Source organism: Halospeciosus flavus, from assembly GCF_029814175.1.
GTDB classification, from domain to species: domain Archaea; phylum Halobacteriota; class Halobacteria; order Halobacteriales; family Halobacteriaceae; genus Halospeciosus; species Halospeciosus flavus.
In genome coordinates this window covers 1703117-1715476 of sequence record NZ_CP122312.1, presented here as the reverse complement: position 1 = coordinate 1715476, position 12360 = coordinate 1703117, and the positions used below count along the sequence as shown (strand labels likewise).

General features: G+C 66.5%; 13 protein-coding genes. 6 read left to right on the top strand and 7 right to left on the bottom strand.

The window, feature by feature from the left end; genetic code table 11:
- Positions 1 to 14: 14 nt before the first annotated feature.
- A complete protein-coding gene (locus tag P0Y33_RS08950) occupies positions 15 to 1031 on the bottom strand; it encodes a DUF5787 family protein (protein WP_279527067.1) in 1017 nt (338 codons plus the stop codon).
- 51 nt (positions 1032 to 1082) lie between these two features.
- A complete protein-coding gene (locus P0Y33_RS08945; RefSeq protein ID WP_279527066.1) occupies positions 1083 to 1547 on the bottom strand; it encodes a bis(5'-nucleosyl)-tetraphosphatase in 465 nt (154 codons plus the stop codon).
- A gap of 132 nt (positions 1548 to 1679) precedes the next feature.
- On the opposite strand from P0Y33_RS08945, the gene P0Y33_RS08940 reads away from it, so the two are divergent.
- Entirely contained in the window at positions 1680 to 2012 is a 333-nt protein-coding gene (locus tag P0Y33_RS08940; RefSeq protein WP_279527065.1) for an uS10/mL48 family ribosomal protein, read from the top strand.
- 50 nt (positions 2013 to 2062) lie between these two features.
- Here P0Y33_RS08940 and P0Y33_RS08935 read toward each other — a convergent pair whose 3' ends face one another.
- The gene (locus P0Y33_RS08935) at positions 2063 to 2329 is read right to left on the bottom strand and encodes a DUF7513 family protein (RefSeq protein ID WP_279527064.1); all 267 of its coding nucleotides are present in this window, start codon (positions 2327 to 2329) and stop codon (positions 2063 to 2065) included.
- Positions 2326 to 3921: a Na+/H+ antiporter NhaC family protein gene (locus P0Y33_RS08930; RefSeq protein WP_328518001.1), complete on the bottom strand. Its 1596-nt coding sequence runs from the start codon at positions 3919 to 3921 to the stop codon at positions 2326 to 2328. Before P0Y33_RS08930 ends, P0Y33_RS08935 begins: the two co-directional genes overlap by 4 nt.
- Positions 3922 to 4028: 107 nt before the next feature.
- On the opposite strand from P0Y33_RS08930, the gene P0Y33_RS08925 reads away from it, so the two are divergent.
- The gene (locus P0Y33_RS08925; protein ID WP_279527063.1) at positions 4029 to 5306 is read left to right on the top strand and encodes an amidohydrolase; all 1278 of its coding nucleotides are present in this window, start codon (positions 4029 to 4031) and stop codon (positions 5304 to 5306) included.
- Positions 5307 to 5564: 258 nt separating this feature from the next.
- Here P0Y33_RS08925 and P0Y33_RS08920 read toward each other — a convergent pair whose 3' ends face one another.
- Positions 5565 to 6977, bottom strand: a complete 1413-nt coding sequence (locus P0Y33_RS08920; RefSeq protein ID WP_279527062.1) for a geranylgeranyl reductase family protein — start codon at positions 6975 to 6977, stop codon at positions 5565 to 5567.
- A gap of 108 nt (positions 6978 to 7085) precedes the next feature.
- Here P0Y33_RS08920 and P0Y33_RS08915 point away from each other — a divergent pair, with 108 nt between their 5' ends.
- From P0Y33_RS08915 to P0Y33_RS08905, 3 genes are all read left to right on the top strand, one after another.
- Positions 7086 to 7427: a 2Fe-2S iron-sulfur cluster-binding protein gene (locus P0Y33_RS08915; protein ID WP_279527061.1), complete on the top strand. Its 342-nt coding sequence runs from the start codon at positions 7086 to 7088 to the stop codon at positions 7425 to 7427.
- A 117-nt stretch (positions 7428 to 7544) separates the two neighbouring features.
- A complete protein-coding gene (locus P0Y33_RS08910) occupies positions 7545 to 8165 on the top strand; it encodes a hypothetical protein (RefSeq protein ID WP_279527060.1) in 621 nt (206 codons plus the stop codon).
- Between the two features lie 49 nt (positions 8166 to 8214).
- Entirely contained in the window at positions 8215 to 8700 is a 486-nt protein-coding gene (locus tag P0Y33_RS08905; protein ID WP_279527059.1) for a GNAT family N-acetyltransferase, read from the top strand.
- Positions 8701 to 8893: 193 nt separating this feature from the next.
- On the opposite strand, the gene P0Y33_RS08900 is transcribed toward P0Y33_RS08905, so the two are convergent.
- Positions 8894 to 9874: a phosphoadenosine phosphosulfate reductase family protein gene (locus tag P0Y33_RS08900; RefSeq protein ID WP_279527058.1), complete on the bottom strand. Its 981-nt coding sequence runs from the start codon at positions 9872 to 9874 to the stop codon at positions 8894 to 8896.
- 90 nt (positions 9875 to 9964) lie between these two features.
- Entirely contained in the window at positions 9965 to 10969 is a 1005-nt protein-coding gene (locus P0Y33_RS08895) for a phosphate uptake regulator PhoU (protein ID WP_279527057.1), read from the bottom strand.
- 215 nt (positions 10970 to 11184) lie between these two features.
- On the opposite strand from P0Y33_RS08895, the gene P0Y33_RS08890 reads away from it, so the two are divergent.
- Positions 11185 to 12288, top strand: coding sequence for a PstS family phosphate ABC transporter substrate-binding protein (locus tag P0Y33_RS08890; RefSeq protein WP_279527056.1), 1104 nt, complete (start codon positions 11185 to 11187; stop codon positions 12286 to 12288).
- Positions 12289 to 12360 lie beyond the last annotated feature (72 nt).

Here is a 12360-nt window from a genome sequence, read left to right as displayed (position 1 = left end):
CCGCGGGTCGCCGCTCACTCCCCGAGCCCTGGGCGTTCGCGGCGACGTCGCGCGGCCAACACCCGCTGGATCGTCTTTCCGGGACCGCCCTCGACGGGCCACCCCTGCTGTCGCCAGGTTGGGGGTTCCGGTTCGAACTCCGGACAGGAACTCCCGCACTCGCTCTCGGACTGTTCGCAGCCCTTCGCTCCACAGGCGGGGACGTAGCCCGTATCGGCGCGTCGGAGGTGGAAGTGCCGGCAGTCCGGGCGCACGTTGTCGACGTAGTGCCGCCAGCCGCGGCCGTAGGCGCGCTCGGCGATGCGCGCGCGGAGTTCGGCCTTGCGGTCGGCGTCGACCGACTCGGATTCGCCGCCGCGGACGCGCTCGCCCGGCGCGTCGGGGTCGAGCGAGCGGGGGTACCAGACGACCTCCACGTCGCCCGCGACCGGGTCGAAGACGAGGATACCGACCTCGACCGGCATCTCTTCGAGCAGGGCAGGTTCGACGCGCGCGCCGGTCGCCTCGGTCGCGAGCCACACCTCGTCGGCGAGTCCGAGCGCGACGTCGCGCTCTAGCTGGTCGGCGAGGTCGCGCGCGGCACTGGCGTCGAGGTCGGGTTTGTGCTCGACGGCGACGAGGCGCTCGACCCAGTCGGGGTAGGGACCGACTCGCCGAATCTGGATGCGGTTGCCGTTCCGGCGTTTCTCGACGACGCCGCGGGCCGCGCCGCGGTGGATGGCCTGCCGGACGTAGCGCCACGGGTAGCCGGGGTCGGGGAGCGCGTCGCGGTACCACGCCCACTCCGCGGGCGCGTGTTCGGCGAGGAACTGGAGGTCGGGGTCGAGCGTGTCCGCGCCGAGTGCGGCCCGTTCGCGGAGCGCCTCGGGTGTGGATTCGACGATAACCGTGTCCCAGCGCCGGCCGCGGGTGCCGAGTTGGCGCGCGACGACGAAGTCGTCGCTGTCGGCGTGTGCGTCCCACGCGCGCTCGGCCCACGCACAGAAGCGGAGTTCGAAGCCGAACTCGTGGTCGGAGTCGCCGGCTGTCACGGGCGGAGTTGGGACTAGGCGACTAAAGGGATATCGCCGGAGTCCGGGGCGTTACCCCCCGTCGGACCCCTCATCGGACTCCTCACCGTCCTCGTCGAACTTCTCGTCGAGGAACTCGTGGGCGTCGCGCAGGATCTCGCGCGGCCCGTCCTGCGTGATGGTGTTGATCGCCTGTTCGTAGTCCCGCCACTGGAGGTCGGAGTGCTCGTTCGAGAGTTCCGCGGAGGCCTCGAAGGACTTCGCGACGAAGAGGTGGACCGTCTTGTGAATTCGTTTTCCGTTCGCCTCGAAGACGTAGTCGTAGTCGTCTCTGAAGCCGTCGAGAAGCCGGAAGTCCTCGATGCCCGCCTCTTCTTTCACCTCCCTGATAGCGGTCTGCTGGAGTTCTTCGTCCCCCTCCACGCCGCCTTTCGGGAACTCCCAGTCCCCGGGGCGGCTCTTGAGGAGGAGGTATTCGCGCCGGCCCCTGGTGTCCCGATAGAGGATGGCACCGGCGCTGGTTGCTTGAACCGTCATTACTGTGGTGTAATCGGTGCCGGATTAAGAGAATGTCGGACACGAGACCCCGAACAGTGTGAGCGAGTGGCGAGGACACAAACACACTATTTTTGAACTCCGGCGCCCTCAGTACGAGTAGACTTCCCAGTCATGACCTTCGTAACTAAACTCACCCTGGAAAGCGGGGACCGCGACACCCTCGATCGGGTCGTCGAGGACATCCGCGACACCGTCCGCCGAAAGGGGGCGGAGCTGAAGGGACCGCACTCCGAACCACCGCGAGAGAACTACGTCCCGCTGTACAAGTCCCTCGACGGCGACGAGAGCGAGACGTTCCGCTCGTGGCACTACACGGTCTACCGACGCGAACTCGAGATTCTCGGGCACGACGACCTCGCCCGCGAGATCATGGAGTGGGACTACCCGGACAGTATCTCTATCTCCGCGGACATCGAGCGGCGCCGTACCGTCGGCGCGCAGTAGGGGCACTCTCTCGCGACTGTTCCTCGAAAAAAGTAGGTGCGGAGCCGCGTTCAGAACGCGCTCTCGCCGACTGTCTCGATGTACTCCGCTTCGCCTCGGTGTTTCGTCTCGTCGAAGTACGTCACTCGGAGGACGACGCGCTTGTCGACGAGGTCCGACGGCGCGTCGTGGAGTTCGAGTACCGTATCGCCGATGCGGGCCACCGGCGTGCCGTCCTCGGTTCCGGTGACGAACACCGACATCTCTTCGCCCTCCTCGAAGGAGGGGGTGTGCGTGCGGAACTGCCAGCCTTTCAGGTACTTCTGTAGGAGACTCATACGCGTGCCACCTCCTCAGACTCGCGGTCCGAGGTGTATTCGAGACCGAACCCGGTCAGCGCCGAGAGCAAGAAGACGATGACGAGCACCCACCCGTGGAAGACGAAGGGGAAGACCTCCACCGGGTTGACGACCATCGCCTGCGTGAACCAGTCGTACTGTTCGGGGAGCCCCTGCAACACGGCGTAGCCGACGAGGACGCCGCCGGACCACGGGAAGATGTAGCCCAGCGCGGACGTGTTCGCGTCGAGGATGTTCGCGCGGCGGTAGCCGTTGATGTTGAAGCGCTCGCCGAGACGTGCGATGTAGGGCGCGATGGCGATTTCGGCGGCGGTGTTGATGGTGATCATCGCGTTGACCGTCGCGGTGCCGAGGACCATCGAGAGTTCGGCGCGGCGGACGCTTGTCGCGACCGACTCGAGGAGCCAGTCCTGGATCGCGCGGAAGCCACCACCCCGGATCATCACCTGTGCGCCTGCGACGATGAGCAACACGAGGACGATGAGCGGGAAGAAGCCCTTCGCACCGGAGTAGAGACTACCGCTCACGCCCGTCTGTGCGGCGGGGACGAGTTGGACGAACGGGAGCCACGCGAGCGACTGCGCGATGCCGAGGCTCTGTGGCGCCTCGAAGACGATCATCTTCGAGACCGGTGCGAGACCGAGGACGACGTTGAAGACGAACGCGACGACGATACCCCACGAGATGGCCTCGACGATGTGGCGACCCCGGACGGCCGTGAGGATGACCACCATCATCGAGACGAGGTGGACGAGGCCGAGCGGTTCGCTCTGCTGGAGGAAGATCTGCTGAGCCTGCCCGGAGACGTCGACGCCGGACAGCATCGACCCGGCGACGAGGTAGCCGACGAAGGCGACGACGGCCGCCGTGACGGCGTACTTGAATCGGGAGGCGACGACGCCACCGATGTCGGCGTCCTGCGTGACGGCACTCACGATAGTCGTGTCGCTCACGGGAGCCAGGTTGTCGCCGAAGACGGCCCCCGAGAGGATGGCGCCGAACAGGAGCACCGGGTTCGCCCCGAGGAGCACGCCCGCGGGGAAGAACAGTGCACTGAACGCGACAGTTGTCCCGTAGCCGGTCCCGATGCCGGTCGCGAGGAGTGCTGCGAGGATGAACGTCACTGCCGGGAAGAGCACGGCGCCGACACCCGCGGCGTCCGCGGCCCAGACGAGTCCGCCGACGAAGCCGCCGGTCTGGATGGTGGCGGCGAACATGCCAGCCCACAGCCACGCGACGACCGCGGTGGCCGCGACGCGGCGGGTCATCCCCTCGAAGATAGTGTTCGCGTAGTGTTTCCACGAGCCCTTCACGAAGAAGAGTCCGACGATGAGACCGACCAGCATCCCGGTGACGAGTCCGGTGGTGTCGCCGATGCGGAGCACTCCGCTCTGTACAATTGCCCAAACGACGAAGAACGTCAGCGGGACCGCACTCATCCACTTCCCGCCGTAGAACTCGATGGTGACCTCCTCTTCGGTGTCCTCCACCGCCTCGAGTTCCTCTTTTACGTCTTCGTCGAGGACGTCCGTGTCCTTCACGTCCTCGTCGATGTCGTCTCTACTACTCATGTGCGTACGACTCACCACTGGGTCGCACGCCCGCAAATAGGTTTTCCTCTCGCGGCAACTCCGTCGCCCCTCACACCTTTATAGTCCGTGGCGACCGCTGAGCGAGCATGAGCGACTCACCGACCGACCCGCTGCTCGCGCTCCGTCGAGACCTCCACCGCCACCCCGAACCGGCGTGGTGTGAGTTCTACACCACCGCGCGCATCGTCGAGGAACTGGACCGTATCGGCGTCGACGACCGCTACCTCGGCGCCGACGCCCTCTCGGTCGACGACCGGATGGCCGTCCCCGACGACGCGACGCTCGACGAGTGGTTCCAGCGCGCGCTGGACGCGGGGGCCGACGAGGACGTCCTCGAACACTTCGAAGGCGGGACGACGGGCGCCGTCGCGGTCCTCGAACGCGGCGCCGGTCCGACGGTCGGTCTCCGCGTCGACATCGACGCGTTGCCCATCGAGGAAGCCGACTCCGACCACGACCCCGCCGAGCGCGGCTTCCGCTCCGAGAACGAGGGATACATGCACGCTTGCGGGCACGACGCGCACGCGACCATCGGCGTCGGCGTCCTCGAAGCCGTGAAGGAGAGTGACTTCTCGGGGACGTTCAAGGTCTTCTTCCAACCGGCCGAGGAGCGCGTCGGCGGCGGCAAGGCGGTGGCGAAGGGCGGCCACCTCGACGACGTCGACTACCTCTTCGCCGTCCACGTCGGTCTCGACCACCCGACGGGTGAGGTCGTCGCCGGGATGGGTGGATTCCTCGCGGTGAGCCACCTGCTCGCGGAGTTCGAGGGCGCACCGTCCCACGCGGGGGCCGAGCCGAACGCCGGCCGCAACGCGGTGCAGGCGGTCGGGACGGCCATCCAGAACCTCTACGCCATCCCGCGGCACAAGGACGGCGCGACGCGCGTCAACGCCGGGCGTATCGGCGGCGGCACGACCTCGAACATCGTCCCTGCGGAGGCGTTCGTCGAGGGCGAGGTGCGCGGCGAGACGACTCGCCTGCGCGACTACATGGGCGAGAAGGCAGAGCGCGTCTTCCACAACGCCGCGGAGATGCACGAGTGCGAGGTCGAACTCTCGACCGAGGGCGAAGCACCGAGCGCCGAGAGCGACCAGCAACTCGTCGACGTCGTCGAGGACGTCGCGAAGCACCAACCCGACGTCGACCACGTCCTCGAACACGCCGCACTCGGCGGGAGCGAGGACGCGACCTACCTGATGCAGCACGTCCAGAAGCAGGGTGGCCTCGCGACGTACGTCGGCGTGGGGACCGACCACCCCGGCGGCCACCACACTGCGACGTTCGACGTCGACGAGACGAGTCTGGACATCGGCATCGACGTCCTCACCGACGCCGTCGTCGAGACAGTCGAGCGAATCCCGTAGCGTACTGGTGACGCGTCCGCTCCGCGGCGGGACGCGTCACCGTCTCCGAGTCCGACCCGCCGCGGCGATTCTCACCGCACACGGGGGTCTGGTGCCGTCTCCGTACTTGAACGTTCGGCGCGTCGGTTCTAGAACGGCCGAATGGCCCGTGACGCGTTCGACCGTCCGTGGGCGTCGATTGGTGACGGACGGACCGACGGCGCCCATCGTCGTCGCGAGCGAGACCGCGTTAGCGGCCGAGAGAGCGCAGAAACGGATCTAGTACTTCGCCTCGGCGCCGGTCTGCTCGTAGATGCGGTCCATGATGCTGTCGCGTCGTTCCTGCCACGACTCCATCCCGTGAGGTGTCGAGGGGTAGTCGTGGTAGTGTTCGAGGAGTTCGTCGGCGAGTTGCTTCGTCTGGTAGAACTGGTAGATCTGCCCCCAGTGGCCGAAGCTCTTGACGGCCGTCCGGAACTTCAGTTTCCAGTCGAGGTCGGCGCTGCCGGAGTAGAGCGCCTCCGAGAGTTTCCCCGCAGGGAGGGAGGCCATGAGGCTCATCAGGGAGTCGACGTCGACGGCCGTCGAGAGGACGTTGTAGACGTCGAGTCCGGCGTAGCGCGCGCCGAAGTGGTCCATGACGCGCTCGTTGTACTCCCAGAGCGCCTCCTCGCTGACGTCGCCCTCTTCGAGGGCCTGGATGGCCTGCTCGGCGGCGTACTTCCCGGAGTAGGCCGCGCCGGCGATACCCCCACCGGTGGTCGGGTTGACGAGACCGGCGGCGTCGCCGACGGCGATGTAGCCGGGGTGGACTGCCGAGTCGTAGGGCCGTCGGGTCGGGAGCGCGGCACCGAGTTTGTCCTTCACCGTCGCGCCCTGGAACTCGGGGCGGTTGCGGAGGTCCCGCTTGAGGTCCTCGACGAGTTTCATCGGCTGTTCGTTCATCTGGAACCCGAGGCCCGCGTTGATCTCCGTGCCCGTGCGCGGGAAGTACCAGAGGTATCCCGCCGCGCGCTTGGTCGGCTTGAAGACGAGCGCGTCCTTCCACTCGACCTCCTCGGGGACTTCGACGATCTCGCGGTAGGCCGAACAGAACTGCGAGTACGAGACGTTCGTGTCGAACGTCGAGTCCGAGAAGTCGACCTTGTCCTGGAGGAGCGAGAGCGACCCCGCGGCGTCGACGACGACGTCGGCGTCGAAGTGGACGACCTCGCCCTTTCGCTTGCCGCGCACGCCGGTGACGCGGCCGGCCTTGTCCTGTTTCACGTCCTGGACGACGACGTCGTAGTGGAAGTCGACGCCGCGGTCGTTCGCGCCGCGGATGATGCACTTCCCGTACTCCCAGCGGTCGATGACGGCGAGTTCGCCGGGGACCGGAATTTCGAGGACCGTGTCCTCCTGGGGAATCTCGAAGCGGCCGTGGTCGACCTCGGTGTTCGTGATGGCGGGTTCGAGTTTCCGCTTGGGGATGGCGTCGGGGAAGGCGTCCGCGCCCTTGAGCGCGTCGCCACAGGCGATGTGGCCGGCCTCGGACTCGGACTTGCGTTCGACGATGGCCACGTCGTATCCGGCCATCGCCACCGTGGCAGCGGCGTAACAGCCGGAGGTCCCGGCGCCGACGACGACGACGTCCACGGAGTGCTTCCGTGAACTCGACGACGAGTCGGCGGTGTCGGACTCGTGGTTGGGCATACGCCGAGATTGGGGCGCGTCGGGAAAACTCTTTATCCAGAAATCCGTCGCCTGCGCGGGGACACGGGTGGATAAAGAGTTTTCCCGGCGCTCGTCGAATGGCCGTCTATGACTGAACACACGGTCGAGTTCGTCGGTCGCGACGAGTCTATCGAAGTTTCCGAGAAGGAGACGATCCTCAAGGCCTGTCTGGAGGAGGGCATCGCCCAGGAGTACTCCTGCCGCGTCGGCATGTGTCTGGCCTGCTCGGCGGAGGTCGTCGAGGGTGAAGTCGCCCAGCCCGCGGCCCGCGGCCTCACCGAGGAGGAGGCCGAGGACTACTGTCTCACCTGCATGGCGCGGCCGCTCTCGGACCTCAAGATCGACCGCGGGAAGTACCCGCCGAGCATCGAGGACGACGTCCCCGCGGGGAACCGCGGCGAAGGGCCAGTCACCGCGGACGACGACTGACGAGACGACTACTGGTAGTCTCGCCGGGTCCAGCGGACGAGCGGAGAGCTTTCTACACCGGTCGCGCGCGTCCTCGTGGCGGGAACGTTGATTGGCGATGAACGCGTAGTCGCCGGTATGACTCCGGAGGAGTTCCTCGCCGCCGTCGAGACGTCGGCCGGGGCAGAACTCGAACGACTCGATAGCGCGCTCGCGGCCGACACGCCGGCCGGCGGCTTCACGGCGGAGTCCGCACTCCGCGCGGCGGCGAGGAGCGATGCGGCCGCTCGCGACAGGTTCGCGGCGTGGGCCGAGGGGGCCGTGGACGACGTCCTCCACGACACCTACGTCGACGTGGCCGAGCGGGAGGCCCAACACTACGAGCGACTCCTCGCGGAACTGCCCGACGAGTCGGTCGAGTCGACCGACAGCGGACTCGACGAGTACCTCCGGGACGTTCGTAACCCGGCCGAACGCCTCGGGGGCGGGTTCGTCGGCCGCGCCCTCGTCGAGTCGCGGGCGCTGGCGCGACTCGAAGCGTCCTTCGCACACCACGGCGAGAGCCGCCGCGCCGACATCCTGCAGGACCTCCGGAGCGAGACGGAACCCGACGTCCAGCGTGGCGCCGACCTGCTCGCCGAGTTCTGCCGGATGGACGACGACTGGGAGCGTGCGCTCGACACGGCGACGCGCGCCGTCGTGCTCGGCGTCGAGGACTGGGTTGCACTGGGCGAGTCCGACGTCGAGTCGCGTTCCTGAGCGGAGACGCGGCAGAACGGCTTTAGTCTCGCGTTCTGACGGGTCGCGTATGCAGGTACGCGAACTCCGAGAGGGCGAGGTCCCGACGCTCGTCGACGACCTCTGGTTCCCGTTCGCGCGGGAGATGGCGGACCTCGACTCGTACAACGAACTCGCCGACGGTGACCTCCGGCCGGACGCGCTGGCGTACCGCCACGACCGGTTCGCGGACGACGACGTCGCGACCTTCGTCGCGGTCGTGGCGGGTGACCTCGTCGGCTACGCGACGGTCGAGCGGAAACCGTCGCCGCCGGTGTTCGCCCGTGGTCCCTCGGGGAACGTCGGCGAGGTGTACGTCGCGCCCGACCACCGTGGTGCGGGCGTCGCGACCGCGCTGCTGGACGCGGCCGAGTCGTGGGCACGCGAGGAGGGGTGCGAACGCGTCACGCTCTCGGTGAACCGGGAGAACGAGTCGGCCCGTGCGCTCTACGAGTCCCGCGGCTACGACGTCCGTCGACTCAAGATGGACGCGGAACTCGACGGGCACGACGGGTGAGGGAGCGGGCGCGGTGACGAGCGGGGTGCATAGGGGTGGATGGCGGACAGGCGGCACGACTTCTCCGAAACGGGTGGCCGCACTCCCGCGAAACCGTTCCGGGCACTCCTCTGCGGATGGGGTGGACTGGTCGCGGCTTCGCAGAAAAAGGTTCGTCCGTGTGGGCGTCGCTCGGGGAGCGACCGCCCGGCGCCTACATGTAGCCGAGGTCGCGGAGGCGCTCCATGAGGTCCTCCTTGTCCTGGGCGCGACCGGCGCGCTCGGTCGTCCCTTCGAGGTCCTGGAGCCAGGCGGGTTCGTCGTCAGCCTTGTCCGTGGAGACCTCCGAACCCAGCGAGCGGAAGCCCTTGAAGTACTTCGGACTCACGGGGATGTCCTCGTGGGAGAGGTCGTTCGGCAGGTCGTCGTAGGACTGGGGGACGTAGCCGTCGTCGGGGTACTCCTCGACCGTGTCGGGGACGACGTAGTTCCAGAAGGCGTCCCAGACGGCGGCCTCGTCGAACTGGAGGATCGGCTGGATGCGGTCGTGGGGCGGGTAGATGTCCGGGTCGTGACGCGGACTGAAGAACGTCTCGTCGGCGCGGGCCTCCTGCTCGTCCCAGCGGATGCCGGAGAAGATGCCGTCGACGTCGTGCTCTTCGAGGGCGTCGTTGAGCGCGACCGTCTTCAGCAGGTGGTTGCCGACGTAGGTGTCGAGCAGGAAGGGGAAGGTGTCCTCCTCGTACTCGAGGATGTCGCGGATGTGGTGTCGGTTGTGCTCGGAGAGTTCGTCGACCGGGATGTCGTCGCCGGGTTCGAGGTCGTTCTCTTCGACGTAGTCGCCGACGTCCTCGTTACGCGCGTAGATGACGTCGAGGTCCCACTCGTCGGCCCACTTCTCGACGAAGTCCAGCAGCGAGTCGAAGTGCTGGAAGTGGTCGATGAAGATGGTCGGCGGTAGTTCGTAGCCGTACTGCTCGGCGACCTCCTTGACGAAGTAGAGCGTGAGCGTCGAGTCCTTCCCGCCCGTCCACATGATGGCCGGGTTCTTGTACTCTTCGAGGCCCGTCTTCGTGACCTCGATAGCCTTCTCGATCTTGTCTTCGAGCGTCGGATAATCCTCGGGTGTCTCGCCCTCGCCGTCGGTGTAGTCGACGTCGAGGTACGCCGGGAATTCGGTGGTCTGCTCGGGCATGGGGTCGTGTAGGAGAAGGAATGGGTAAAGGGTGTTCCTCCGCGCGAGTGATTGCCGGTAGCTGAGGGATTGGCGGGGGAACCAGCCGATTCAGGGATTCGGCGACGGGGCGGCCTTCTGGAGGGCCGTCTCGGCGACGTTCCCGCCGTAGTCGGCACACCGCGAGAGCGAGTCGACGATGAGGCTGAGTTGCTGGGCCTGTCGCGGTTCGAGGTCCCGGAGGAGGTCGTCTATCGCGCGCGTGTGCTCGTCGATACCCGGAACGCGCGCCCGCGCCTCGTTGGCGAGGTCGGTCGCCGTCTCCGAGTCCTCCTCGAACAGGGCCTCCATCGCGGTGTCGATGACTTCCGTCGCGTCCGCGTGGAGGTCTTCGACGCCGTCTCCGACGTCGGCAGGAATCGCCTCGTCCATGTCGAGCGCGACGTTCGCCATCTTCGTCGCGTGGTCGGCGATGCGTTCGAGTTGTCGTCCGCTGGAGTGGTAGTCGAAGCACGTCTCGCGGTCGAGACCGATGTCTTGGGCGGCCTCGGGCGACCGCAGAGAGCTACGGAACACCCGCGAGACCATGAACCAGAGGCGGTCCATGTCGTCGTCGCGCTCGACGACGTCCCGCGCGAGGTCGGGGTCGTGTTCGACGAGTGCGGTCACGGCGTCGTCGAGCATCGAGAGCGCGATGAGTCGCATTCGGCTGACCGCGTTGTGGACGGAGAACTCCGCCGAGTCGAGGAGGTCCTGGACGACGACGCGGTCGCCGGTCTCCTCCAGCACTTCGAGGCCGACGAGTCCCTGGGTCGCGTTCCGAATCGAGCGCCGCTGACCGGAAGTGATGCGGTTCGCCTCCAGTTCGAGGACGTCGAAACCACTGACGTACATCGTGACGACCGTCCGGACGAGTTCGTCGCCTTCGAGTCCGGAGATGTCGATGCTCCCGCGGACGGGTTCGTCGTCGGTGATCGGGGTGAGGAGGAGGGAGTTGCCGTCCGGCTGGAAACCGACCTCGTCGCCGGCGCTCACGTCGTGTTCTCGCGCCCAGTCTTTCGGAATGGAGACCGTGTAGGTCGACCCGCCGGTGACCTGCACTTTCCGTCGTTCCATACTCGTCCATTGGGGAGGCACTATATTAATTCTCTCGTCTATATATTTCCCAAAACACTTTCTACCGGCACGTAGTGAGAGATTGCGGTCCAATACGTTCTGCTCTAGAGGGATATGGAGAGGAATATAGAGATATGTGGCTACAAGTGGGTTTTCGGGCCGAGATATATACCTCATAGCAGCGTACATACGTCCCTCTCGACACGCTTCACTCGATGGTTCGACAGACCGAGAACGACAGCGTCTCGCGGCGATCGATTCTGTCCGGCGCCGGCATCGTCGGAATCGGGGCGCTCGCAGGTTGTACCGGGGGAAGTGGAACACAGCAGCTGGGTTCGGACGGGACGACGAACCCGACCGGGTCGACGACGAGTGAGAACGTCACGCCGCTGAAGGCGGGCGGATCGTCGACGGTGTACCCCATCGCGAGCACGGCGGCGTCCTACTGGAACTCGAACCCGCCGGCCTCCGATAAGGAGTACTGGGGACCGAGCCAGTACGGCATCGACACGCAGAAAGCGCTCGCCGACTACTGGGGTGGGCTCTACGGCTTCGACTCGTCGGCGGGTGGGTCCGCTCCGTTCGTCGCGACGGTCGGGTTGAGCCACTCCGGGACGGGCATCGAGAAGGTGAGACGCGGACAGATCGACATCGGGAACTCCAGCGCGCCGGTCGCTGCGGAGCTCCCGGAGGCGAGCGAAGAAGAGCTCTCGAAGTTCACGGATCACGTGGTCGGCGTCGACGCCCAGCCCATCGTCGTCAGCCGCGAAATCTACGAGGCTGGCGTCGCGACGCTCACCATCGAGGAACTCCGGGGTATCTACGAGGGGGAGATCACGAACTGGTCGGAACTCGGCGGACCCGACAAGTCCATCCAGGCCGTCGGCCGTGCGGAGGGGTCCGGGACGGACACCGCGTTCCGCGTGAACGTCCTCGGCGGCCCGAACGCGCCGATGCCGGGTGTCGACCTCCGGAAGGGACAGAACCAGCAGGTGAAGACCGTCGTCGCCAACTCCGACAACGCCGTCGCCTACCTCGCGCTCGCCTTCGTCGAACCGGACGGTCAGGTCCCACCAATCGGCCTCCAGATCGGTGACACCCTCTACGAGTACGGGAAGAACCTCGCCGACCGCGACTACCCGCTGGCGCGTGACCTCCACATGTACACCTACGAGGGAACCTCGAAACAGGAGGCTGCCTTCCTTGACCTGATCATCAGCGACTTCGGCCAGGAGAACTTCGTGACGCCGAACAACTACGTGGCACTCACCGACGAACGTCAGAGAGAAGAGCGCGCGAAGTTGCCGGAGCGGGTCTGAGAGGGGCACTTCGCTCTGCAACCGCTTCCCGTGTCTCCCGTTGTCTATATAGTCCTATGTAGCGATAATAGC

What these genes read in the sequence shown, in the direction of transcription:
- P0Y33_RS08915 (WP_279527061.1), top strand. Translation starts at nt 7,086, where the DNA reads ATGACTGAACACACGGTCGAGTTCGTCGGTCGCGACGAGTCTATCGAA.
- P0Y33_RS08895 (WP_279527057.1), bottom strand. Translation starts at nt 10,969, where the DNA reads ATGGAACGACGGAAAGTGCAGGTCACCGGCGGGTCGACCTACACGGTC.
- P0Y33_RS08905 (WP_279527059.1), top strand. Translation starts at nt 8,215, where the DNA reads ATGCAGGTACGCGAACTCCGAGAGGGCGAGGTCCCGACGCTCGTCGAC.
- P0Y33_RS08910 (WP_279527060.1), top strand. Translation starts at nt 7,545, where the DNA reads ATGACTCCGGAGGAGTTCCTCGCCGCCGTCGAGACGTCGGCCGGGGCA.
- P0Y33_RS08930 (WP_328518001.1), bottom strand. Translation starts at nt 3,921, where the DNA reads ATGAGTAGTAGAGACGACATCGACGAGGACGTGAAGGACACGGACGTC.
- P0Y33_RS08900 (WP_279527058.1), bottom strand. Translation starts at nt 9,874, where the DNA reads ATGCCCGAGCAGACCACCGAATTCCCGGCGTACCTCGACGTCGACTAC.
- P0Y33_RS08940 (WP_279527065.1), top strand. Translation starts at nt 1,680, where the DNA reads ATGACCTTCGTAACTAAACTCACCCTGGAAAGCGGGGACCGCGACACC.
- P0Y33_RS08920 (WP_279527062.1), bottom strand. Translation starts at nt 6,977, where the DNA reads ATGCCCAACCACGAGTCCGACACCGCCGACTCGTCGTCGAGTTCACGG.
- P0Y33_RS08935 (WP_279527064.1), bottom strand. Translation starts at nt 2,329, where the DNA reads ATGAGTCTCCTACAGAAGTACCTGAAAGGCTGGCAGTTCCGCACGCAC.
- P0Y33_RS08890 (WP_279527056.1), top strand. Translation starts at nt 11,185, where the DNA reads ATGGTTCGACAGACCGAGAACGACAGCGTCTCGCGGCGATCGATTCTG.
- P0Y33_RS08925 (WP_279527063.1), top strand. Translation starts at nt 4,029, where the DNA reads ATGAGCGACTCACCGACCGACCCGCTGCTCGCGCTCCGTCGAGACCTC.
- P0Y33_RS08945 (WP_279527066.1), bottom strand. Translation starts at nt 1,547, where the DNA reads ATGACGGTTCAAGCAACCAGCGCCGGTGCCATCCTCTATCGGGACACC.